This is a genomic window from Pelagibius sp., from assembly GCF_028289705.1.
Lineage (GTDB): Bacteria > Pseudomonadota > Alphaproteobacteria > Kiloniellales > Kiloniellaceae > Pelagibius.
On the sequence record NZ_JANQOI010000073.1, the window covers coordinates 1 to 20,847 of the forward strand.

Here is a 20,847-nt window from a genome sequence, read left to right on the forward strand (position 1 = left end):
CCGGGCTTTCGTGGTAGAGGCCGCTGGTGACTCCGCCGGGCAACGCCCCCAGAGGCTCCAGAGCGGTGACCGTGGTGCTCATGTTATGGGCCTGGCGCAGGCTGTCGTTGCCGTAGTAGCCCGGCGGATGCTGCGGCGAAACGCGGCGGCTGCCGACATCTTCGGGGTCCAGGGCCAAGACCGTGGCCGGCGGCGTGCCGAGGCTTCCAAGCCCGTCCATCACCTCGATGGGCGGCAGCGCCTCGCCGCCGGTGCTGCCGCTGACCCCCTGGCTGACCGCCATCACCCGGCGCAGCATATCGACGAACAGCCCGGAGATTGGCAGGTTCGACCAGTCGGTGTTGGCGGTGGTGTGGAACAGCACCAGCCAGCCTTCGCCGCGGCGGTCGGCGGTCACCAGCGGCGTGCCGTCGGCGAGACGCGCCCAGGTCTTGTCGGCGAGATCGAGGGAGGGTTCGGCCAGCACCTGGCGGCGGATCAGCACGTCATCCCGCAAGCCCAATTCGGCGAAGGGACTGTCGTTGGCGAAGGGCGCGAACTGCGCCGGCGTGTCCCAGGTCAGGGCGCCGCCCAGCACCCGGTCGCCGCCGCGCAGCCGCACGGGCAGCAGATCGTCCGCCTCCTCCGGCGGCTGGGCCACCATGCGCGGACCGGCGAAGCGCAGCAACAGCCCGCCGCGTTCCACCCAGGCGCCGATCGCTTCCTCCTCCGCGGGGCTGATGGCAACGGCATCGGCGATCACGAGAACCGCGAGCTGGCGTTGCAGCAGTTCCTCGACGGTGCCCCGGCGCAGTTCGGTGAAGGGCTCCAGGGCACGCTGCAGGTAGTAGCCTTCGCTGAGCAGTGGCTGGCCTTCCTGCTGAGAGCCCGGGTTCACGAGGCCGACGGGGCGGCGGCGCCAACGCTCGTCCAGTAGCACCACGGCGCCGGCGGTGGTTTCCCCTTCAATGGCGATGCGGGCGATCCGATTGCGCATTTCCGTCGGCAGATCGAGCAGGCTGCGCGCCTCCTTCTCGCCGGGTGCGAAGATCAACGGCGCCTTGGCGATGATCCGCCCGTCGGCGGACAGCGCCAGGGCCTCGGCCCGCCCGCCGGCACCGCTATCAGCGCGCAGCGCCCGGGCGACAAGGTCGACCCCTTCGGAATCCGGCGGCAGGGCGAGATGGGGCAGCGCGCTGCCCTCCTCGCGCAGCACATGCAGGCTGCCCAGCCTTTGCAGCGCCGCGGCGAAGGCCTCGCTCTCGTCATCGCGCAGCCCGTCGGACAGCCAGACCACATGGGCCGAGCCTTCGAACGTCAGCTCCTCCAGGGCGGCCAGGGCGGAGGCGCGGTCGTTGGGCCAGGGCTTGGGGCGGATACCCTGCAGCAGCCGTTGCGCCTCGGCCGCCGGCAGCAGCCCGGAGGTTGTCGGCGGTTCGCCCTGGGCGTCGCGGGCGGTGGTCACGATGATGACGGTGCGGCCCTCCCGTTCGGCCTGGGCCAGCAGCTTGCCGCCGATGATCTGGCGCGCCTGCCAGAAGCGCGCCGCCGACCAGCCGTCGTCGACCACCAGGATCATGGGGCCGCTGCCGGAGAGCTGAGCCGCGGGGTTCAGCAGCGGCTGTGCCAGTCCGAGGATGATCAGCGCGGCGATCAAGAGCCGCAGCAGCAACAGCCACCAGGGAGTCCGAGCCGGGGTTTCTTCCGGCACGCGCAGACCGGTCAGCAGGCGGATAGCAGGAAAGGCCAGGCGCCGCGGTGCCGGCGGCGTCAGGCGCAGCAGCAGCCAGAGGACCGGCAGTCCGAGCAGCGCGAGCAGCAGCCAGGGATGGGCGAAGGCGAGCAGACCGAAGTTGATCATGCCCGCGGCCCCCGAACCGAATGGCGCTGCCGGCGATCCGTCATGCCAGCACCTGGGAGAGGGTGGTGTAGAGGCGCAGCAGGGCCGATTGCGGCGGCTGGTCGCTGCGGTGGAAGGCGCAGCCCCAGCCCAGCGCACGGGCGATATCCTGCAGGCCTTCGCGCTGGTCCCTGAGGCGTTTGGCATAGTCGCCGCGCACCGCCTCGACCCGCGAAACCAGCCAGGGCGCTTCCTGTTCCAATCCTTCGAACCTCACCCGTCCGTCATAGGGCAGACTCTCCTCGGCCGGGTCGAGCACCTGCAGCAGGGTGCCGCGCACACCGCTCTCGCCATAATAGCGCAGGGCCCTGTCGATCTCCGGCAGAGGCGCAAGAAAGTCGCCTATGAGAACAAGTTGTGCGCTGCGCGGCAGCGGCAAGGTCGGCGGCAGCTCTTCGGCGGGCTGGTTGGCGCTTTCCAGCAGCACGGCAATGCGCGACAGGGTGGCGCGGCTGTTGGAGGGTCGCAGGCCCGAGCCCAACAGGGCGACATGCTCGCCGCCGCGCATCAGCAGCACCGACAGCGCCAGGGTCAGCAGGTCGGTCCGGTCGCGCTTGGTCTGGTGGTTGCGGTCCGAGGTCCAGGCCATGGAGGCCGAGGTGTCGCGCCAGATCCAGACCGACTGCGCGGCCTCCCACTCCATCTGGCGGACGAAGACCATGTCCGACTTCGCGGATTGCCGCCAGTCGATGGACTGTGGCTGATCGCCCATGTCGTAGTGGCGGAACTGCCAGAAGGTCTCGCCCTGGCCGACGCGGCGGCGCCCGTGGACGCCCTGGGCAACGGTGGCGGCGACCCGCTCGGCAGCGACCAGCAGCGGCGGCAGCGTGGCCGCCAACTGTTCGGCACGGTGCCGAAGCGGAAGGGTTGTTGTCATCGGCGCCCGGGTACCCCGCGTCCCGCCCCGCTTGGCGCCGGCCCCTTCGCGGCCGCTTTCATGGTGACCAGGAACCGCTCAGGCATAGGGCGCCGTGAGATGCGCGATGATGTGGTCCAGCGTCACCCCGTCGGCGCGGGCCGCGAAGCTGAGGGCCATGCGGTGCTTCAGCACCGGCCGGGCCAGGGCGACCACATCGTCGACCGAGGGGGCCAGACGCCCGTCGAGCAGCGCGCGGGCGCGCACTGCCAGCATCAGGGCCTGGCTGGCGCGGGGCCCGGGGCCCCAGGCGACCTGGCTGCGGACCTCGTCCAGCTCGCTGGCTTCCGGCCGTCCGTTGCGCACCAGGGCGAGAATCGCCTCCACCACGCTTTCGCCCACCGGCACGCGGCGCACCAGTCGCTGCAGGGTCATCAACTCCTCGGCGTTCATCACCGCTGTCGCCTCCGCCTGTTCCGGGCCGGTGGTCTCGATCAGCATCTGCCGCTCGGCCTCCAGTTCCGGATAGCCGACGTCGATCTCCAGCAGGAAGCGGTCGAGCTGCGCCTCGGGCAGCGGATAGGTGCCTTCCTGCTCCAGCGGGTTCTGGGTCGCCAGCACGTGGAAGGGAGCCGGCAGGTCGTGGGCGTGGCCGGCCACCGTCACCCGGTGTTCCTGCATCGCCTGCAGCAGGGCCGACTGGGTGCGCGGACTGGCGCGGTTGATTTCGTCGGCCATCAGCAGTTGGCAGAAAACCGGCCCGGGAATGAAGCGGAAGGACCGCCTGCCCGATTCGCTTTCCTCCAGCACCTCTGAGCCCAGGATGTCCGCCGGCATCAGATCCGGGGTGCACTGCACCCGCTTGTCCTCCAGCCCGAAGACGGTGCCCAGGGTTTCCACCAGGCGGGTCTTGGCCAGGCCCGGCACGCCGATCAGCAGCGCGTGGCCGCCGGACAGCAGGGTGATAAGGGTTTGATCGACGACCTCTTGTTGGCCGAAAATGACCTGTCCGATGCTCTCGCGCACAAGCTTCAGCTTGTCGCCGAGTTCATCGATCTGTTCGGCCAGCCCGGCGGCGGCTCCATCGGTTCGCTCAGTGGGGGTCGTTGTCACCAGACAGCATCTCCAGGCTTTCGGGTGGGCGCAGGGCCGGCCTCCGCTGCTCAGCGGGTCGAACCGGCCGCTCAAACGTTAACGGTAAGGATAAGGCTTTCGATGCCCGCTGACCAGTCACCTGGCCCCCTCCCGTTCCCGGTCGGCGGGGATTTCGATATTCGCATCGCCCGGGACGGCACCTGGTTTCACGAAGGCGCGCCGATTGCCCGCAAGGCTCTGGTCAAGCTGTTTGCCTCGGTCCTGCGCTGCGATGCCGAAGGCGCTTACTGGCTGCAGACTCCGGTGGAAAAGGGGCGGATCGCCGTCGAAGACGTGCCCTTCGTGGCCGTTGAACTTTCCGTGAAGGGCAAAGGCGAGGCGCAGTGCCTGAGCTTTCGCACCAACCTGGACGAATGGGTCGCCGCCGGCGCGGCGCACCCCCTGCGGGTCGGCGCGGGGCCTGAAAAAGGGGGACCCAGCCCCTATATTCTGGTGCGGGAGAGGCTGGAGGCGCGGGTCCTCCGTCCGGTCTACTACGAGCTGGCCGATCTGGCGGTGCCTGCCCCCCGATCGGCCGAGCAGGCTGAGGATTGCCTGGGTGTTTGGAGCGATGGCGTGTTCTTTCCTCTTGGATCTGCCGCATGACCGGAGTTGGGCCGTGAGAGCCGACGATCTGTTGCGGCGCCTGGCCGACCTGCCGGCACCGGCACAGCGTGCGGCGCCGGAGTCCGCCACGGCCTTGAGCGCGCCGCGCGGCGATCACGACCTCAACCCCGAGCTCTACGACCCCGCCTCTCCGCTGCGCGACGCGGCGGTGCTGGTGCCGATCGTCGACCGTGCGCGGGAGCTGACGGTGATCCTCACCCGGCGCAGCGACGAGCTGCCGGACCATGCGGGGCAGATCAGCTTTCCCGGCGGGCGGATCGACCCCGGCGACCGGGGCGCGGAGGATGCGGCGCTGCGCGAAGCCCACGAAGAAGTGGGGCTGCCGCGCGATCAGGTGCGCCTGATCGGCCGGCTGGACACCTACCTCGTCCGCACGGGATACTGCGTCGTTCCGGTGATCGGGCTGGTCTCGCCGCCACTTGCGCTGACGCCTGAGCAGGGGGAGGTGGAGGAGATCTTCGAAGTCCCCCTGGCGTTCTTTCTGAACGGCGCAAATCGGCAGACCCACAGCCGGATCTTTCACGGCAAGGAGCGCTTCTTCTATGCCTACCCCTATCGCGATTACTTCATCTGGGGCGCCACCGCCGGCATGCTGTCGAACCTGGCCGAAGTGCTGCATGGCGGGGATGTGATCGGCTGATGGCACGGGTTCTCTTCCTCGTTGTGTTGCCCATGCTGGTGCCCTTCATCGTCTATGGGCTCTATGTCTGGTTCGCGCGCCGCGGACGAAGCGCTGCGACGCCGGGCGCGCGTGTGCCGCCCGACCGCGAGGCCGTTCCCTGGGCCTGGATGCTGGGCATTGGGGTCTGCCTCGCCGCCGCGGCCCTGCTGTTCTTCTGGCAGGGGCGCGGCGTCTCCCCTGGCACGAAACTCTTGCCGCCGGCGGTGGTCGATGGCGAAGTGGTCCCCAGCCGCCCGGTGGAGTAGCGCCGGTCAGCAATCTTATTGGGGGTTTCATCGACCATGCCGGGGTCCGACACGCCTGGGCCGGCCCGCCTTGATGTCCAGGACTGGATGACCGCGCCGGAGACGCGCGCGGTGATCGCGGCGCTGACCGCGCAGGGCAGTGCGGTGCGCTTCGTCGGCGGCTGCGTGCGCGATGCCCTCGCTGGCCGGCCGGTCCAGGACGTGGATATCGCCACTCCGGACAAGCCGGAGGCGGTGATGGCGCTGTTGCGCGCGGCCGGGCTCAAGGCCGTGCCCACCGGAATCGACCACGGCACGGTGACCGCCGTCGCCGGACACAAGCCTTTCGAGATCACCACCCTGCGCGAGGACGTGGAAACCGACGGCCGCCGCGCCGTCGTGGCCTTCACCGACGACTGGCTGGCCGATGCCTCGCGGCGCGATCTCACCTTCAACGCCATGTCCTGCAGTCCCGAGGGGCAGCTCTACGATCCCTTCGGTGGTGCCGCTGATCTGAAGGCAGGCCGGGTGCGTTTCGTCGGCGACGCCCGGGCGCGGATCGAGGAGGACTACCTGCGCCTGCTGCGTTTCTTTCGCTTTCAGGCGCACTACGGGCGCGTCGCCCCGGAACCGGACGTCCTTGCGGTCATGGCCTCCCTGGCGCCGCAGCTCAGAAGCCTCTCCGGCGAGCGGCTGCGCCAGGAGTTCCTGAAGCTGCTCGCCGCCCCCGACCCGCTGCCGGTGCTGGCCTTGATGCGGGATCACGATATCCTCGCGGCCTTTCTGCCAGAGGCTGGCGGGCAGGAGGTGCTGCAGCGTTTGCTGATGCAGGAACAGCCCGGTTCGGAGAACCCGATCCTGCGGCTGGCCGCGCTGTTGCCGGGCGAGGCCGCCGTGGCCGAAGCGGTGGGCCAGCGCCTGCGCCTCTCCGGGGCGGAGCGGGAGGCCTTGGTCCGGCTGGCGGCGCCGGATAACGACCTCACGGCCGCCAACCGCATGCTCGACCCTCAAGACGATCCGGAGGAGGCCCGCCACGGCCTGAGAGTGGCACTGCACCGCCGGGGGGCGGCGGCGACCCATGCGCAGTTGCTGATGGAAGGCGCCCGCCGCGCCGCCGCGGCCGACACCCTGCGGTCCGCCTTGGCCCTGGTCGAAAGCTGGCGGCCCCGGTCCTTTCCCTTGAGCGGCAGCGACGTGCTCGCCCTCGGGTTTCCTGCCGGCCCGCGGGTCGGGGCCCTGCTGCGCCAGGTCGAGGATTGGTGGATCGCCGCCGACCTCGCACCGGACCGGGCCGCCTGCCTGGACCGGTTGCGGGAGCTCGCTGGCTAAGGCCAGGCGGCCTCTGGCGGCAGGCTCATGAGGATGGCTTCCACATTGCCGCCGGTCTGCAGGCCGAACTTGGTGCCGCGGTCGTAGAGCAGATTGAACTCCGCATAGCGGCCGCGCCGGAAGAGCTGATGGCGGCGCTGCTCATCGGTCCAGGGGTCCGCCATGTGACGGCGCACCAGGCCGGGGTAGATCTCCAGGAAAGCCTCGCCGACATCCCGGGTGAAGGCGAAGTCCGCCTCCCAGTCGTCGCTGTCCAGGTAGTCGTAGAAGATGCCGCCGACGCCGCGCGCCTCGCCCCGGTGCGGGATGAAGAAATACTCATCGCACCATTTCTTGAAGCGGGGATAGTAGTCCGGGTCGTGGCGGTCGCAGGCCGCCTGGAAGGCCGCGTGGAAGGCCGCCGTGTCGTCGTCGTCCGGGACCATGGGGTTGAGGTCGCTGCCGCCGCCGAACCAGCTTTTGCTGGTCACGATGTGGCGGGTGTTCATGTGGACGGCCGGAACCAGGGGGGAGCGCATGTGGGCGACCAGCGAGATACCGCTGGCCCAGAAGCTCGGATCGTCTTCAGCCCCCGGGATCTGCTTGGCGAACTCGGGCGAGAAGCTGCCGTGGACGGTGGAGACGTTGACGCCGACCTTCTCGAAAACCCGGCCGTGCATCAGCGCCATCACCCCGCCGCCGCCGTCTTCACGCTCCCAGGCCTTGCGCTGGAAGCGGCCGGGGGCGATCCCGGCGAAGCGCTGGGCGTTGGCGCCCTCCAGTTCGTCTTCCAGCGCCTCGAAAGCGGCGCAGATGCGGTCGCGCAGCGCCTCGAACCAGGCACGCGCGCGCGCCTTGCGGTCCTCGGTCTCCTCGGTCATCGCTTCGTCCCCCAGCGTTCTCAGCCGTCCCCAGCGGTCACGGAAAGCCTGCGGTCTGCCGCAGCGCCTCGCCCAGGGCCATGGCTCCGGCCAGGGCCACATTGAGCGAGCGGCAGCCCGCGCCGACCGGGATCTTCAGGCGCGCGTCCGCCGCGTCGTGGACCTCAGCGGGCACGCCCGCCGACTCCCGGCCGAGCAGAAGATTGTCGTCCCCGGCAAAAGCGAACCCGGTGTAGGGGGCGCTGGCCCCGGTCGTCAAGAGCAGCAGTCGGCCGCGGCGCTGCTGCTGGTAGCTGTCCCAGGAGCGGTGCCGCGCGATCTGCGCCTGGGCGTGATAGTCCAGACCGGCGCGGCGCAGGCGTTTGTCGTCGAGCAGAAAGCCGCAGGGTTCGATGATGTCGAGCGGAACCTGCAGGCAGGCGCAGAGGCGGATCAGGGCACCGGTGTTCTGCGGGATGTCGGGTTGGAAAAGTGCGAGGCGCATAGTCGGGTCGAATAGTCTGTTTGGTTGCTTCGCGGAATTGGCGAATCGCGGCCTTTGGAGCCGTTCTGGGGCTTTGCGTTCCCCGGAAAATTATTCTATATCGACCCTCAGAACCGAGCGACGGGGGTATTCGCTGCGGCAGCGTGCCGCATGGTTGATATTCCCAAGCGACATAAGGTCTTAAGTAGGCTCGCTCAAACTGGGCAATCGGGGCCGCGGGGGCGGGTTGGTCATCGCCGTGGCTCCGCAAATGGGATCGTAGGGGAAATCGTATGGCAGACACCGCCACAGCCGCGCCGGCCGATTCGGGCGAAACGCGGCGTGACTTCTTGTACCTGGCTGCCGGCGCCATGGGCGCCGTCGGGACCGGCGCCGTGGTTTGGCCGCTGATCGCCTCCATGAGCCCCTCCGCCGAGGTGCTGGCCCTGGCCTCCACCGAGGTGGATCTGGAACCCATTGCCGAAGGCCAGCGCATCACCGTCACCTGGCGCGGCAATCCGGTCTTCATCGATCACCGCACCCCGGCCCAGATCAGCGAAGCCGAGGGCGCGGCCCTCGAAGACCTGCCGGACCCGGAAAGCGACGAGGCGCGGGTGCAACGGCCGGAATGGCTGATCCTGATCGGCGTCTGCACCCATCTGGGCTGCGTTCCCCTGGGCCAGAAAACGGGCCAGAACCGCGGCGAGTTCGGCGGCTGGTTCTGCCCCTGCCACGGCTCCCACTACGACACCTCCGGGCGTATCCGCAAGGGCCCGGCCCCGACCAACCTGCCGGTGCCGCCCTACGAGTTCACCGGCGACACGACCATCGTGATCGGATAGGCGTGATCGGCCAGGGGAGAACCAGAAAATGAGCGGATTTCAGAGCAACAACGCGGTGATCAAGTGGATCGAGCATCGCATGCCGATCTTCTCCTTCATCGACCACTCGGTGGGTTCCGGCTATCCGACGCCGAGGAACCTCAGCTACATGTGGAACTTCGGCTCGCTGGCGGGCGTCACCCTGGTGGTGATGATCGTCACCGGCATCATGCTGGCGATGCAATACACCGCCCATGTGGACTACGCCTTCGATTCCGTCGAGCGCATCATGCGCGACGTGAACTACGGCTGGCTGATCCGCTACATCCACATGAACGGCGCCTCGTTCTTCTTCATCGTCGTCTACATCCACATCTTCCGCGGCCTCTACTACGGCTCCTACAAGGCGCCGCGCGAACTTCTGTGGATGCTGGGCGTCGTCATCCTGCTGCTGATGATGGCCACCGCCTTCATGGGCTACGTGCTGCCCTGGGGTCAGATGAGCTTCTGGGGCGCCAAGGTGATCACCAACCTCTTCTCGGCGATCCCGATCTTCGGTGAGGATATCGTGGTCTGGCTGTGGGGCGGATTCAGCGTCGACAACGCGACCCTCAACCGCTTCTACGCGCTCCACTACCTCATGCCCTTCATCATCGTCGCCGTGGTGGTCCTGCACCTCTGGGCGCTGCACCAGTTCGGTTCCAACAATCCCATCGGCATCGACGCCAAGGGCCCGCAGGACAAGATCCCCTTCCACCCCTACTACACGGTGAAGGATGCCTTTGGCCTGGGCGTGTTCTTCGTGTTCTTCGCCGCGGTGGTCTTCTACATCCCCAACTACATGGGCCATCCGGACAACTACATTCCGGCCAATCCGCTCTCCACACCCGCCCATATCGTGCCGGAGTGGTACTTCCTGCCGTTCTACGCGATCCTCCGCGCCATTCCGGACAAGCTCATGGGCGTGATCGCCATGTTCGCCTCCATCGGCATCCTCTTCATCCTGCCCTGGCTCGACCGCTCGCCGGTGCGCAGCGGGCGCTTCCGGCCGCTCTTCCGGATCTTCTTCATACTGTTGATGATCGATTGCGTCGTGCTCGGTTTCGCCGGCGCCAAACCGCCGGAAGGTCTGTGGCTGATCGCCGGTCAGCTGGCCACGGCCTACTACTTCATCCACTTCCTGGTGATCCTGCCGCTGCTCAGCGTCTTTGAGACGCCCAGACCCTTGCCGACCTCGATCGGCGAACCGGTCCTGAAAGGCGGCGGCTCTATGGCCGGGGCTCCCGCCAAGCCGATGGAGAAAGCCTGATGCGCAAGGGAATGATGTTCGGGCTTGCGGCGCTGGCCGCCCTCTCCAGCGGCACCATGGTCACCACCTCGGCCCGTGCGGCGGGGGAAGCCATCCCGCTGCCGCAGCACACCTGGTCCTTCGATGGCGTCTTCGGCAGCTTCGACCGGGCCTCGGTCCAGCGTGGGCTGCAGGTCTATCGCGAGGCCTGCGCCGTCTGTCACAGTTTGAAGTACATCGCCTTCCGAAACTTGGCCGATCTCGGCTATTCCGAGGACGAGATCAAGGCCATGGCTGCCGAGGTGCTGATCCTCGACGGCCCCGACGACGACGGCGAGATGTTCGAGCGCGATGGCCGGCCCGCGGACTACTTCCCCTCGCCCTTCCCCAACGACAAGGCCGCGGCCGCCTCCAACGGCGGCGCCGTGCCGCCCGATCTGTCACTGATGGCCAAGGCCCGGCCGGACGGGCCGAATTACATCCGCGCCTTGCTGATTGGCTACGAGGATCCGCCGGCCGATTTCGAGTTGGCCGAAGGCTCCAACTACAACCGCTATTTTCCCGGCCACCAGATCGCCATGGCCGCGCCGTTGTTCGAAGACGGCGTTGAGTATGCCGACGGCACGCCGGCCACCGTCGAGCAGATGGCCACCGACGTCGCCAATTTCCTGATGTGGACGGCGGAGCCCAAGCTGGAAGAGCGCAAGGGCATGGGTATCAAGGTGATCATCTTCCTCCTGGTCTTCACCGGCGTTCTCTATGCCGCCAAGCGCAAGATCTGGGCCGACGTCCACTAACGGCAACACGCTTTTCTCTCATCGAAGGGCCGCTCCGGCGAAAGTCGGGGCGGCCCTTCGCGTTTGGTGGCTGCCGGGGATGTCCTTGGCAAGTCGCCGCCGGTCCAGTACATGAGTCCGGTGGGGCGGCGGCGAGTCGCGGCTGCAGCGCGGGAGGCAAGCAGGAAAGGGCATCCTATGGCGGAAGCGGAACCGGCGCCGGTGATCGGCGTGATCGGCGGCAGCGGCATCTATCAGATCGATGGCCTGCAGAACGCCGAGTGGCGCCAGGTGACCTCGCCCTTCGGCGAGCCCTCCGATGCCCTTCTGTGCGGCGAGTTGGACGGCCAGCGCCTGGTCTTCCTGCCGCGCCACGGCCGCGGCCACAAGCTGTCGCCCACGGACCTCAATTTCCGCGCCAACATCGATGCCTTGAAGCGGGCCGGGGTCACCGAGATCCTCTCCATGAGCGCGGTGGGCTCGCTGCGCGAGGATCTGCCCCCCGGCCATTTCGTGCTGGTGGACCAGTTCATCGACCGCACCTTCGCGCGGCAGAAGTCCTTCTTCGGGCCGGGCATGGTGGCCCACGTCTCCGTCGCCGATCCGGTCTGCGGGCGCCTCGGCGATGCCTTGGAGGCGGCGGCTGGCGAGCTGGCGCTGCCGTACCGCCGCGGCGGCACCTATATCGTGATGGAGGGGCCGCAGTTCTCGACCCGGGCCGAATCCGAGCTCTACCGCAGTTGGGGCTGCGATGTGATCGGCATGACCAACATGCCGGAAGCCAAGCTCGCCCGCGAAGCTGAAATTTGTTACGCGACCGTGGCCATGGTGACGGACTATGACTGCTGGCACGACGGGCACGACGACGTCTCGGTCGACCAGGTGATCCAGACCCTGCTCGGCAATGCCGACAAGGCAAGGGCGCTGATCAAGCAGGTGGTCCCCAAGCTCAGCGGCCGCAGCGGTCCTTGCGAAAGGGGTTGCCACCGCGCCCTCGATGCGGCGGTGATCACCCAGGCCGAAGCGCGGGACCCTGCCGCCATGGCCCGTCTCGATGCCGTCGCAGGTCGGGTGCTGGGCGGCTAGAAGGGGCGGCCAGAAAGGGCAGTTTGAAGGGAAGGGCACAGCCGATGAAGCTGGTGGTCACCGACAGGGGCGTCGAGCCGGCACGGCCGATTCGCGGCATCGATCACGTGCTGGTCGGGGTGCGCGGCCTGGAGTCGGCCCACGACACCTACCGGCGCCTAGGCTTCACCCTCTCGCCGCGCGGGCGCCACATCGGCTGGGGCACGGCCAACTACTGCGTGATGTTCCCCAAGGACTACATCGAGCTGCTGGGCATCATCGACCCGGCCCAGTTCACCAACAACCTGAACCGCTTTCTGGAGACCCGCGAGGGGTTGCTGGGCCTGGCCTTCGCCAGCGACGATGTCTCCATGGCCGCCCGCGCGCTGCATCGGGCCGGCATCATGCCCGGCGACATGCGCGATCTGAAACGCGTGCTCGAAGACCCGGAGGGGGAGGTCTGGCCGCGCTTCAAGCTGCTGCACCTGCCGCCGGAGGCGACGCCGGGCACCTCCGCCTTCGTCTGCCAGCATCTGACGCCGGAACTGGTCTGGCAGCCGGGCTGGACCGATCATGCCAACGGTGCCCTGGGACTGATCGCCATGACCTCGGTGGTCAAGGACCCCTCGGCCCTGGCCATCCCCTACGCCGAGCTCTTCGGCTTCGACCGGGTGCGCGCCGGTGACGGCGTGGTGGAGGTCGACTGCGGCGGCACCTGGCTGCGCTTCACCACCGCGGAGATGCTGGGCCGGCTGCACCCCGGCCTCATTGGGGCACCGCGCCTTCCGACCCCCTGGTTGGCGGCGCTGCGGATCGAGGTGGCGGATCTCGCCCGCACCGCCACCCTGCTGGAACGCGCCGCGCTGCCGGTGCACTGGGACGGCAAGCAGGTACTGCGCCTGCCGCCCGCCGCCGCCTGCGGCGTGCTGCTGGAATTCTCCGAAGCGGGTTAGCGGTTCTTCGTTACTTCACCGCGGCGTCGGTGAAGGCGTTGAGGGCGCCGCTGATTTTCTTGAAGACCTCGGCGCGGTCGCCGATGGCGTGGCGGCCGGCGAGGTAACCGGGATCGTTGTAGGCCAGATAGACGGCGCCGCTGGCGTCCTCATAGGCCAGCGCCTTCTGGGGCAGGTCGATGGCGACGCTCTGGCCGCTCTGCATCAGGGGTGTTCCCAGCTTCGGGTTGCCGAAAATCAGCAGCATGGTGGGCCGCAGGGCGAGGCCCGCCTTCTCGGCGCCGGCCTGGTGGTCAACTTTGGCGAAGACCGTCAGTCCCTTGTCCTTGAGGATGGCCTCCAGGCGATCGATGGTCTGGGCCACCGAATGGTTGCTCTTCTTGGTGATCAGCCCGTCGGCGGCCTGGGCCGGTTCGAGGAGAGGCAGCGCCAGGACCAGCAAGGCCAGGGCGCAGAGACGAAGGACTGGGCGGAGTGCAAGCAGCGTGTTCACGGAACGGCTCCCTGGTTGATCGTCGGTTTGGGCCGCAGGCGGCGGCTGATCTTAGCGGCCGGAAGCGGCGAATGGCCTGGGATAAATGGGGTATGCCGCGCGCGCTCCGCTCACTTCCTCGTGTGCGGCGTGAGCCGCCAGTACCCTACTGACCGGCTTCCTGGGGCGGCCGACGGATTTCCTCGGCCAGGCGGTCGACCACAGCCCGGGCCTCGTGGCGCTGAAATCCCTCGCTGGGCGGGCTTCCGGAGAAGGGCTCGATGGTCAGATGGGCGCGGTAGGTGGTGGTCTCCCGCTCGATCACGTTGCTCGGGCCATAGCGATGGGCCCGGAACCGATAGCCGGAGTAACCGAAGGGGCCATAGGTCCAGTCGCGGGTGACCCTGGTCAGGCGCTCGGTCAGCTTGTCGTGTACCACGAAGGACTCGGCGCCCAGTTCCAGGGTCAGCTCGGCGGCGCGGTAGAGGACATAGGTCTCCGCCCGTTCCCGGGAGGTCGCCAGATTGCCCTGGAAGGTGACGCGATAGAGGCCTTTGGGGAGCGTCACCTCGGCATAGCCGTCGCCGCTTTCCAAGGGCGCATAAAGGCTCGGCTGCGGCCCGGCACAGGCGGCAAGCAGAACGGCGACCAGAACGAGGCTGGCGAGCTTCGCCATACCCGCCAGATAAGCGCTGCAGCGGGCCTTGGCAAGCGTGGAGGGTTGAGGTCCCTAGCTTGAGTCAGCGCGCGGGACGGCGGTGGCGATGAGGATGCCGGCGGCCCGCCGCGCCTCGACCGCCGCCTCGCTGCCGCCGCAGATCTGCGCTTGGCTGATGGCCCCGTCGATCAGCAACTGAAGCTGGGCGGCCAGTTCGGCCGGGTCCAGCGCGCCCGCCTCTCGCGCCAGCCCTTCCAGAAACGCCCGAAGCAGTCGCTTGTGCTCGGCGGCCATGGCGTGGATCGGATCCTGGGCATCGGGGTAGTCCGCGGCGGCCTTCTGGAACATGCAGCCGTTGAAGGCCGGCTCGGAAAACCAGCTTTCCAGCCGGCCGAAGACCGCCAGCAGCTTGTCCCGCGCCGAGTCTCCGGCTTTCGCAATCTCCTCGGCGAAGCGCTGGCGCGTGCGCTCATCGCCGCGCTTGAGGGCCGCGAGGATCAGCGCTTCCTTGGACTCGAAGTTGTTGTAGAGGGTCATCTTGGCGACGCCGGCCTTGGCCAGGATGGCATCGATCCCCGTCGCCCGGTAACCGCGGGCGGTGAACAGTTCGATGGCGGTTTCCAACAGGTCGTCGCGCCGGCTCGCGGGCATCGGCCGCTCCTCACATTGGCAAGACAGGTCTGTCTATAGACTGGGCCCCGCAGTCCCGGGCTTCAAGGCCGCAGATGGTTCTGAGACAGGAGACAAGACCTTACGAACCAGGCGTGAGGCCAGACGTCACCCATTCACGCTTTCGTGATCATTATCGATCTTGTTAGATAGACCGGTCTGTCTATATGGATTGAAGCGGGCCGATCCGGCACCGCTCTCATCGTTCCAACCGACGCGCTGCAGGTCCGCCGCTCCGGCGGATGCAGCGCCCGATACAAGGAGATTTCCCATGGCCCGTTTGCAAGCCCTCGACCCCGCCGTTGCCGAAGGCAAGACCAAGGCCCTGTTCGACGGCGTTCAGAAGAAGCTCGGGGTCGTCCCCAACCTGCTGCGCACCCTCGGCGCCTCCCCGGCGGCGCTGGAGTCCTATCTCTCGTTCAGCCAGGCCCTGAACGGCGCCGGGCTTGACGCCAGGACCCGCGAAGCCATTGCGCTTACCGTGGCCGGCGTCAACGCCTGCGACTACTGTGCCTCGGCCCACACCGCCATCGGCGGCAGCCTCGGCATGGCGGAGGATCAACTGGCCGAGAACCTGCAGGGCCGCTCCAGCGATCCCGGCACGGCCGCGGTGCTGACCTTTGCCGCCGCGGTCACCCGCAAGCGCGGGCTGGTGAGCGACGAGGATCTGGCCGAGCTGCGCCGGGCGGGCTTTGACGATGCCGCCGCGGTGGAGATCGTCGCCACCGTCGCCCTGAACCTGCTGACCAACTATGTGAACCATGTCGCCCAGACCGAGATCGACTTCCCGAGAGTCGAAACCGGTGCTGAAAGCGCGGCCGCCTGAGGGTTGTGTGCGGAAAGGCCGCGGCAGTCACGCCGCCGCGGCCTCCGCCGCCCCGAAAGCGGTCTTGTTCCGGCACAATGCCCCAGGCATGAAGGGGCGCGTCAAAGGAGCGAAGCGATGCACCAGAAAATCACCACTGCCGAGGCCCCGAGCGAGCTGACGGCGCTGCTTTGCCTGCTGAAGGCTTACGAGCATTACGGCGCACAGACCCCGCCGCCGGCCTGCCTCGGGCGGCTGGATGCTCGGATTGTGGCGTCGTCGTGACCCGGCCCAGCGATGTCGCCTTTACCGAGGCGGTGAAGGCGCAGCAGACGCGCCGCGGCTCCCGCGCCGGCTACCGGCGCATGGAGGAAAAGGGCGGCTGGCAGGATCGGGTGACCCCCGATCTCGTCGCCTTCCTCGGTGAGCGCGACTCCTTCTACTTCGCCACCGCCAGTGCCGCCGGCCAGCCCTACATCCAGCACCGTGGCGGCCCCAAGGGTTTCCTCAAGGCGGTGGACGACAAGACCCTGGGCTTCGCCGATTTCGCCGGCAACAAGCAGTACATCTCCCTCGGCAATCTCTCGGAGAACGACCGGGCGCACATCTTCCTGATGGACTACGCCAACCGCCAGCGGGTGAAGATCTGGGGCCGCGCGCGGGTGGTGGAGGACGATCCGGCGCTGCTGGCGCGGCTCGCCGATCCCGCCTATCGCGGCCGGCCGGAGCGGGCCATCCTCTTCGAGATCACCGCCTGGGATGTGAACTGCCCCCAGCACATCGCGCCGCGCTACAGCGAGGATCTGGTTGCCCTGGCGACGGAAAAACTGCGCAGCCGCATCGCCGAGTTGGAGGCGGAGGTCACCCGCCTGAAGGGGCAAGCGAGTTCTCTGCCTTAGGCGCAGGTCCGAAATAAATTATCTGATTTCAATAATTTGCCAACGCGGTCCCTCTCCAAATCGTCACCCTCGGGCTTGTCCCGAGGGTCCATGTAAAGAGCGAGTCTCGGACCTCGATGGATTGCCGGAACAAGTCCGGCAATGACGATCAGAGGGGCTGGTGCACGGGAACCCTTTGGCGGAAAAGGTTCCGTTTCGGGCCAGGCTCTGCGGGCCAAACAGACGGCGAAACGGGCTAACCGAGCAGGGGCTCCAGGAAATCGAGGGTCCGCCGTCGGGCCAGATCGGCGCTCTCGGCGTGGTAGGAGCCGCGCAGATCGCAGTTGAATCCATGGCCGGCGGGATAGGTGAAGAAGGGGCAGTCCGGATGGGCCGCCTGGACCGCCTGAGCCTGCTCCAGGGGGATGCCCTGGTCCTGCTCGCCGAAGTGAAACATCACCGGACAGTTCGGCGCCTCGTTGCGGAACTCGTAGATGTGGCCGCCGTAAAAGCAGACGGCGGCGGCGGGCGAGAGGCGGCAGGCCGCCAGCCAGGCGATGGAGCCGCCCCAGCAATAGCCAACCACGCCGACCGCGCCGGCTTCCGCCGCGAGGCTCATGGCCGCGGTGACGTCATAGACCGTGGCCTCCCAGCTCACCTGCGGCCGCAGGGCGCGGCCCTCGGCAACGCCGGCCTCGTCGTAGCCGAGTTCGATGCCCGGGCGGATCCGGTCGAAGAGGGCCGGAGCCACCGCCAAATAGCCTTCGGCGGCGAAGCCGTCGGCGACGGCGCGGATGTGCGCGTTGACCCCAAAGATCTCCTGAACGATCACCAGCCCGCCGCGGACCTCTCCCTCCGGACGTGCCACATAGGCCGCCAGTTCATGGCCGTCGCCGGCCGTGATTTGCGCTCTCTCCCCCATGATCCTTCCCCGTACGGCTTCGCTTGCCGGGGAACCACGCGGCGAAGGGTTGCCCGCAAGCCGGTTTCGACTCCTGCGATCATGCCTCGATTCGCCAGGGCGAAGCAGCCCCTGATTGGCCGGCGGCGTTCTCTTTCTCGTGAATTCCCTGGCGCCGTGCCGGAGGCTGCTAGATTGTTGAACGAGATGCGTGGTCGACCAAATTTGGAGCGACCGCGTTAAACGCTGGCAGCAATGGGTCCTTCATTGATTCCCGCGCTACAAAAACTTGAAGAGTCTAACCGGGTGTTGGTTGTCGGCTGCGGCGGTGGCTTCGATGTCTATGCGGGCATTCCTATCGCAACCCGGTTGCTCGCCAGTGGTAAGACCGTGGTCCTGGCCAATCTGTCTTTTGCAGCCCTGCCAAGGAGTGGTGCGGAGAAAGTTTTACCGTCGATCTGGCGCATCGACAGGCAATGCCGCGATCTGCCCTACTTTCCGGAGAAATGGGTTTCAGAATGGCTCGCCCGGCGCGACCTCGCGCTCCCGATCTATGCGTTTGAAAGATCAGGGCCGAGAGAGCTTTCAGCAGGCTACCGGCAGATTATCTCCGAGCACGAAGTCGACCTCGTGCTGCTGATCGATGGTGGCACTGACAGCGTTATTTTTGGCGATGAACCCGGGCTTGGCACCGTGGTGGAGGACGCTGTTTCGGTCGTTGCCGCGAGTGCTGCTACCGAAAAATTCATCATGCTCGCTTCGATTGGCTTCGGGATCGATCATTTCCACGGAATTTCCCATCACTCGTTCTTGCAGAACACAGCACATTTGATCCGTGACGGCGGATTTCTGGGAACGTTCTCGCTGACGGCCAACACGGATGAAGCCAATGACCTGATGGACCTGGTTGAGCATGCGAACCGGCGGCAGCCCGCACATCGGAGTATCGTCATGAACTCCATTGTCAGTGCAATGCGGGGTGAATTCGGCGACTATCACGCGACGGATCGAACATCCGGTTCGGAATTGTTTATTAATCCGCTTATGGCTCAATACTGGTTCTACAGTGCCCATCATCTGGTTCGGCGAATGGCCTATGCGACGGAGCTCCTGGAGGCTCAATCCTGGGAGGAGGCGCAGGCGATCATTGAAAGAACCAGCCAAGCGATGACACGCCGCCCGCGCCTGCCTATTCCTCTCTAGACGCTGTTCAATGATTGCAGTCCGAGCGCTTGGGTGCCGGCTAAGCGATGACGGCGGCCAGGACGGCGAAGACTGCGGCCCAGAGGCCGGCCAGCGCGCCCGCGATCACGCACAGCGACCGCTTCAGCGACGATCTGATGAGGCGCACGTTGCGCGGTTGTTCTGCGTCCGGTTTGAAAGGGAACGCCGGTTCCGACATCTGCTCACCCGACCCCTGTGACGACCCCTGAAGGATCAGGGTCAAGGGGCGCCATGGCCAATCGGCAGTGCCGAACTGGTGATAGGAAATTCCTATGAAGGAGCTGTTTTGTGGGAGGGCGGGGATTTCGATCCAGGGGGCCGACCTGCCTTACCCAGGCCGGTCCGGCTGCCGGAAACCGATGGGCCCGCTGAGCGGGAAACCCGGTTTACGGGATGATCGCGGCCGCGCCGGCGATGATAGCGCCCCAGAGGCCCGCGCTCGCCGTGCCGATAAACAGCAAGGAGCGTCTGCGTGACCACTTCTCCAAGGCCGGCGCCTGGCTGTGTTGACCGGCCTGTTCAAAGGAAAGCGAAGCGTCTGTCATCTGCTCACCCGCCTGTTGGTCGCTGCCTTCCTTTGATCTAGGGCGATTGCGCGGAAAACCAATCGGGAGATGCCGGGAATTTGATAGAGGGTCCCGATGTCGTGAAGCGGCCTGTCGGATCGGCGCCGGCGGTTGGCGCGGAACCCGGGGGGCGATCGAGGGAGGCGCGCGCCCTCCGCCAGCGGGTTCGAAATGCGCCTAATCCGCGAATTATCTCTTCCAAATATCCGCTCTGCGCGATAGCGTTGCCGGCAGGACGAAGGACGCAGATCCGTAGCGAAGCAGCAGGCCCGACGGGGCACGGTTCATGTCTCAGTCGCCCGCCGCCGACTGCGGTTGGGGTCATCAATCGATTGAAAAATATAGAGGATATGAGATGAAGGGTTGGTTTTCGGTCTGCCTTGCGGGTCTTTTGCTCTCCGGTTGCGCGTTCGGCAACCGCGATGCCGACCTCAGCTATCCTCCGCCCACGCAAAGCGGCGTTGTCTCGGCGGCCGAGGCCAGCACCGCCCCGGAACCGCGCGGGGTGATCTACCTGGAGGACTTTGAGGATCTGAGGCCCGACAAAGAGGTCGTCGGGCATGTCAGGAACGGGTTCGGCATGAAGACCGCCGAAGTCATTGCGACTCGCGACGTGACCGAATGGGTTCGGGAAGCCTTGTCGCATGAACTGGAAGCAGCGGGGTATCGCGTCGAGGATGCCGGTGGGGCGTCAGCAGATGCGATGACGCTCTCCGGCGACGTCATCCGTGTCTACTGTGATGCCTATCTCAGCTACGACGGCGAGGTGACCTTGCGGGTCGAGGCCACGAAGGCGGGAGAGGGTCTTATCGACCGCAGCTACTCAGGCAGCGGATCGGCGGGCCTGAATCTTGCCGCAACCGGTGATTCCTACTCGCAGTCCCTGTCCTTGGCCCTGCGCGAGGCGCTCCAAGAACTTATCTCCGATCTCGCCGCCCAGGGAGCCTGACCCCGCGGGCTCCCGTCCGCGGCGCGACGCGGTTCACAGGGTATCGGCCAGTCCTGCGGCTGCGCGCCTTTCTTCCAGGCGTGCCAACTCTTCATCGCGCGCGTCTGCCAGGTCCTTGCCGCTGTCCTCGCAGGAAATCTCTCTTTCGCGATCCTCGCAGCGGCGAACGGCCGCATCGATCTGCTCTTGCCAGCGCGCCTCGATTTCCTGCCGGCGTTCACCGAACCAGGCATCCCTGGCATCGACCGAGTCGAAGACCAGCGGTTCCATGGGCAGGAAGAGCCGTTCCGGGTAGACCTGTCCGGCGCCGCTGGCACCGTCGATCAGGATGCCGATGCTCCCACCGAGCAGGATATTGCCGAAGATCCAGCCGTCGGCCTCCGTATCGAGGTAGGCGACATGGCGGTGATAGTCCTCGGCCTCGCAGATCACCGTGATGGGTGCGGCCTTGGCCGGCAGGTTCACCATGGCCGGAGTCAGCACCTGGTGGATGTAGTGATGCCCGTAGAACTTGCAGACCACCGCGGGGGGGTCGGTTTCGATGTTGGTCTCGGTGACGTTGGTGCTGGCGATGCTGGCGCAGCCGCCGGGCAGGAGCAGACCGGCAAGCACCAGCGCCTCTCGCAGCCGCGATGTCACAGCCGTCGCGAAAAGGGTCTCTTTCCTGACCATCCGTCTGCCTGACCTCCTGTTTGCTTCCCGGTCGTTCGCCGCGCCGCCGGGTGACGCTAGGCTAGCGGGCAGCGGCGGGAAAATCCATTGCCGGCA

At 67.0% G+C, this 20,847-nt stretch carries 24 protein-coding genes; 14 read left to right on the forward strand and 10 right to left on the reverse strand.

Going from position 1 to position 20,847, the window contains the following annotated elements:
- From Q0996_RS08765 to Q0996_RS08775, 3 genes are all read right to left on the reverse strand, one after another.
- Positions 1 to 1,840 (reverse strand): BatA domain-containing protein (locus tag Q0996_RS08765; protein WP_299617762.1); only part of this gene is annotated, 1,840 nt, incomplete at its 3' end.
- A gap of 40 nt (positions 1,841 to 1,880) precedes the next feature.
- Complete coding sequence (locus tag Q0996_RS08770) at positions 1,881 to 2,756, reverse strand: DUF58 domain-containing protein (protein WP_299617765.1); 876 nt, start codon at positions 2,754 to 2,756, stop codon at positions 1,881 to 1,883.
- Positions 2,757 to 2,834: 78 nt separating this feature from the next.
- Complete coding sequence (locus Q0996_RS08775) at positions 2,835 to 3,848, reverse strand: MoxR family ATPase (protein WP_322096668.1); 1,014 nt, start codon at positions 3,846 to 3,848, stop codon at positions 2,835 to 2,837.
- A 102-nt stretch (positions 3,849 to 3,950) separates the two neighbouring features.
- On the opposite strand from Q0996_RS08775, the gene Q0996_RS08780 reads away from it, so the two are divergent.
- The 4 genes from Q0996_RS08780 to Q0996_RS08795 are packed head-to-tail and all read left to right on the forward strand — an operon-like array spanning position 3,951 to position 6,731.
- Entirely contained in the window at positions 3,951 to 4,475 is a 525-nt protein-coding gene (locus tag Q0996_RS08780; protein WP_299617767.1) for a DUF1285 domain-containing protein, read from the forward strand.
- Between the two features lie 13 nt (positions 4,476 to 4,488).
- On the forward strand, positions 4,489 to 5,136 hold the full coding sequence (locus Q0996_RS08785; RefSeq protein WP_299617770.1) for a CoA pyrophosphatase: 648 nt from the start codon (positions 4,489 to 4,491) through the stop codon (positions 5,134 to 5,136).
- Positions 5,136 to 5,423 (forward strand): hypothetical protein, encoded by a 288-nt coding sequence (locus Q0996_RS08790; RefSeq protein ID WP_299617772.1) that lies wholly within the window; start codon positions 5,136 to 5,138, stop codon positions 5,421 to 5,423. The genes Q0996_RS08785 and Q0996_RS08790 overlap by 1 nt, the downstream gene beginning before the upstream one ends.
- 36 nt (positions 5,424 to 5,459) lie before the next feature.
- On the forward strand, positions 5,460 to 6,731 hold the full coding sequence (locus Q0996_RS08795; protein WP_299617775.1) for a CCA tRNA nucleotidyltransferase: 1,272 nt from the start codon (positions 5,460 to 5,462) through the stop codon (positions 6,729 to 6,731).
- Here Q0996_RS08795 and hemF read toward each other — a convergent pair.
- Both hemF and Q0996_RS08805 read right to left on the reverse strand, forming a co-directional pair.
- A complete protein-coding gene (gene hemF / locus Q0996_RS08800; RefSeq protein ID WP_299617777.1) occupies positions 6,728 to 7,591 on the reverse strand; it encodes an oxygen-dependent coproporphyrinogen oxidase in 864 nt (287 codons plus the stop codon). The two genes, Q0996_RS08795 and hemF, sit on opposite strands and share 4 nt — an antisense overlap.
- Positions 7,592 to 7,628: 37 nt before the next feature.
- Entirely contained in the window at positions 7,629 to 8,075 is a 447-nt protein-coding gene (locus Q0996_RS08805) for a tRNA (cytidine(34)-2'-O)-methyltransferase (protein WP_299617779.1), read from the reverse strand.
- A 272-nt stretch (positions 8,076 to 8,347) separates the two neighbouring features.
- Between Q0996_RS08805 and petA the strand changes: the two genes are divergently transcribed.
- From petA to Q0996_RS08830, 5 genes are all read left to right on the forward strand, one after another.
- A complete protein-coding gene (petA, locus tag Q0996_RS08810) occupies positions 8,348 to 8,896 on the forward strand; it encodes a ubiquinol-cytochrome c reductase iron-sulfur subunit (RefSeq protein ID WP_299617782.1) in 549 nt (182 codons plus the stop codon).
- Between the two features lie 28 nt (positions 8,897 to 8,924).
- Positions 8,925 to 10,184 carry a cytochrome b/b6 gene (locus tag Q0996_RS08815; RefSeq protein ID WP_299617785.1) on the forward strand — a complete coding sequence of 420 codons (1,260 nt, stop codon included), beginning with the start codon at positions 8,925 to 8,927 and terminating at the stop codon, positions 10,182 to 10,184.
- Entirely contained in the window at positions 10,184 to 10,960 is a 777-nt protein-coding gene (locus tag Q0996_RS08820) for a cytochrome c1 (RefSeq protein ID WP_299617788.1), read from the forward strand. Before Q0996_RS08815 ends, Q0996_RS08820 begins: the two co-directional genes overlap by 1 nt.
- A 177-nt stretch (positions 10,961 to 11,137) precedes the next feature.
- Positions 11,138 to 12,025, forward strand: coding sequence for an S-methyl-5'-thioadenosine phosphorylase (locus Q0996_RS08825; RefSeq protein ID WP_299617791.1), 888 nt, complete (start codon positions 11,138 to 11,140; stop codon positions 12,023 to 12,025).
- A 44-nt stretch (positions 12,026 to 12,069) separates the two neighbouring features.
- Complete coding sequence (locus tag Q0996_RS08830) at positions 12,070 to 12,957, forward strand: VOC family protein (protein ID WP_299617794.1); 888 nt, start codon at positions 12,070 to 12,072, stop codon at positions 12,955 to 12,957.
- A gap of 10 nt (positions 12,958 to 12,967) precedes the next feature.
- On the opposite strand, the gene Q0996_RS08835 is transcribed toward Q0996_RS08830, so the two are convergent.
- From Q0996_RS08835 to Q0996_RS08845, 3 genes are all read right to left on the reverse strand, one after another.
- Complete coding sequence (locus Q0996_RS08835) at positions 12,968 to 13,450, reverse strand: DUF302 domain-containing protein (RefSeq protein WP_299617797.1); 483 nt, start codon at positions 13,448 to 13,450, stop codon at positions 12,968 to 12,970.
- Between the two features lie 145 nt (positions 13,451 to 13,595).
- On the reverse strand, positions 13,596 to 14,105 hold the full coding sequence (locus Q0996_RS08840; RefSeq protein ID WP_299617799.1) for a hypothetical protein: 510 nt from the start codon (positions 14,103 to 14,105) through the stop codon (positions 13,596 to 13,598).
- A 54-nt stretch (positions 14,106 to 14,159) separates the two neighbouring features.
- Positions 14,160 to 14,738, reverse strand: a complete 579-nt coding sequence (locus Q0996_RS08845; protein ID WP_299617800.1) for a TetR/AcrR family transcriptional regulator — start codon at positions 14,736 to 14,738, stop codon at positions 14,160 to 14,162.
- A gap of 289 nt (positions 14,739 to 15,027) precedes the next feature.
- Here Q0996_RS08845 and Q0996_RS08850 point away from each other — a divergent pair, with 289 nt between their 5' ends.
- From Q0996_RS08850 to Q0996_RS08860, 3 genes are all read left to right on the forward strand, one after another.
- Positions 15,028 to 15,582 (forward strand): carboxymuconolactone decarboxylase family protein, encoded by a 555-nt coding sequence (locus Q0996_RS08850; RefSeq protein WP_299617802.1) that lies wholly within the window; start codon positions 15,028 to 15,030, stop codon positions 15,580 to 15,582.
- Positions 15,583 to 15,699: 117 nt separating this feature from the next.
- Entirely contained in the window at positions 15,700 to 15,846 is a 147-nt protein-coding gene (locus tag Q0996_RS08855) for a hypothetical protein (protein WP_299617804.1), read from the forward strand.
- Entirely contained in the window at positions 15,843 to 16,460 is a 618-nt protein-coding gene (locus Q0996_RS08860; protein ID WP_299617806.1) for a pyridoxamine 5'-phosphate oxidase family protein, read from the forward strand. Before Q0996_RS08855 ends, Q0996_RS08860 begins: the two co-directional genes overlap by 4 nt.
- A gap of 235 nt (positions 16,461 to 16,695) precedes the next feature.
- Here Q0996_RS08860 and Q0996_RS08865 read toward each other — a convergent pair whose 3' ends face one another.
- Complete coding sequence (locus tag Q0996_RS08865; protein ID WP_299617807.1) at positions 16,696 to 17,361, reverse strand: dienelactone hydrolase family protein; 666 nt, start codon at positions 17,359 to 17,361, stop codon at positions 16,696 to 16,698.
- Positions 17,362 to 17,595: 234 nt separating this feature from the next.
- Here Q0996_RS08865 and Q0996_RS08870 point away from each other — a divergent pair, with 234 nt between their 5' ends.
- Both Q0996_RS08870 and Q0996_RS08875 read left to right on the forward strand, forming a co-directional pair.
- Complete coding sequence (locus Q0996_RS08870; RefSeq protein ID WP_299617809.1) at positions 17,596 to 18,543, forward strand: DUF1152 domain-containing protein; 948 nt, start codon at positions 17,596 to 17,598, stop codon at positions 18,541 to 18,543.
- 873 nt (positions 18,544 to 19,416) lie between these two features.
- Positions 19,417 to 20,079 (forward strand): YajG family lipoprotein, encoded by a 663-nt coding sequence (locus Q0996_RS08875; RefSeq protein ID WP_299617811.1) that lies wholly within the window; start codon positions 19,417 to 19,419, stop codon positions 20,077 to 20,079.
- A 33-nt stretch (positions 20,080 to 20,112) separates the two neighbouring features.
- Here Q0996_RS08875 and Q0996_RS08880 read toward each other — a convergent pair whose 3' ends face one another.
- Positions 20,113 to 20,751: a hypothetical protein gene (locus Q0996_RS08880; protein ID WP_299617813.1), complete on the reverse strand. Its 639-nt coding sequence runs from the start codon at positions 20,749 to 20,751 to the stop codon at positions 20,113 to 20,115.
- Positions 20,752 to 20,847: the final 96 nt, after the last annotated feature.

Bases quoted from the DNA above. Each gene is read 5' to 3' on its own strand.
- Q0996_RS08770 (WP_299617765.1), bottom strand. From the start codon at position 2,756: ATGACAACAACCCTTCCGCTTCGGCACCGTGCCGAACAGTTGGCGGCC.
- Q0996_RS08780 (WP_299617767.1), top strand. From the start codon at position 3,951: ATGCCCGCTGACCAGTCACCTGGCCCCCTCCCGTTCCCGGTCGGCGGG.
- Q0996_RS08790 (WP_299617772.1), top strand. From the start codon at position 5,136: ATGGCACGGGTTCTCTTCCTCGTTGTGTTGCCCATGCTGGTGCCCTTC.
- Q0996_RS08795 (WP_299617775.1), top strand. From the start codon at position 5,460: ATGCCGGGGTCCGACACGCCTGGGCCGGCCCGCCTTGATGTCCAGGAC.
- hemF (WP_299617777.1), bottom strand. From the start codon at position 7,591: ATGACCGAGGAGACCGAGGACCGCAAGGCGCGCGCGCGTGCCTGGTTC.
- Q0996_RS08805 (WP_299617779.1), bottom strand. From the start codon at position 8,075: ATGCGCCTCGCACTTTTCCAACCCGACATCCCGCAGAACACCGGTGCC.
- petA (WP_299617782.1), top strand. From the start codon at position 8,348: ATGGCAGACACCGCCACAGCCGCGCCGGCCGATTCGGGCGAAACGCGG.
- Q0996_RS08815 (WP_299617785.1), top strand. From the start codon at position 8,925: ATGAGCGGATTTCAGAGCAACAACGCGGTGATCAAGTGGATCGAGCAT.
- Q0996_RS08820 (WP_299617788.1), top strand. From the start codon at position 10,184: ATGCGCAAGGGAATGATGTTCGGGCTTGCGGCGCTGGCCGCCCTCTCC.
- Q0996_RS08825 (WP_299617791.1), top strand. From the start codon at position 11,138: ATGGCGGAAGCGGAACCGGCGCCGGTGATCGGCGTGATCGGCGGCAGC.
- Q0996_RS08830 (WP_299617794.1), top strand. From the start codon at position 12,070: ATGAAGCTGGTGGTCACCGACAGGGGCGTCGAGCCGGCACGGCCGATT.
- Q0996_RS08840 (WP_299617799.1), bottom strand. From the start codon at position 14,105: ATGGCGAAGCTCGCCAGCCTCGTTCTGGTCGCCGTTCTGCTTGCCGCC.
- Q0996_RS08845 (WP_299617800.1), bottom strand. From the start codon at position 14,738: ATGCCCGCGAGCCGGCGCGACGACCTGTTGGAAACCGCCATCGAACTG.
- Q0996_RS08850 (WP_299617802.1), top strand. From the start codon at position 15,028: ATGGCCCGTTTGCAAGCCCTCGACCCCGCCGTTGCCGAAGGCAAGACC.
- Q0996_RS08855 (WP_299617804.1), top strand. From the start codon at position 15,700: ATGCACCAGAAAATCACCACTGCCGAGGCCCCGAGCGAGCTGACGGCG.
- Q0996_RS08865 (WP_299617807.1), bottom strand. From the start codon at position 17,361: ATGGGGGAGAGAGCGCAAATCACGGCCGGCGACGGCCATGAACTGGCG.
- Q0996_RS08870 (WP_299617809.1), top strand. From the start codon at position 17,596: ATGGGTCCTTCATTGATTCCCGCGCTACAAAAACTTGAAGAGTCTAAC.
- Q0996_RS08875 (WP_299617811.1), top strand. From the start codon at position 19,417: ATGTCTCAGTCGCCCGCCGCCGACTGCGGTTGGGGTCATCAATCGATT.
- Q0996_RS08880 (WP_299617813.1), bottom strand. From the start codon at position 20,751: ATGGTCAGGAAAGAGACCCTTTTCGCGACGGCTGTGACATCGCGGCTG.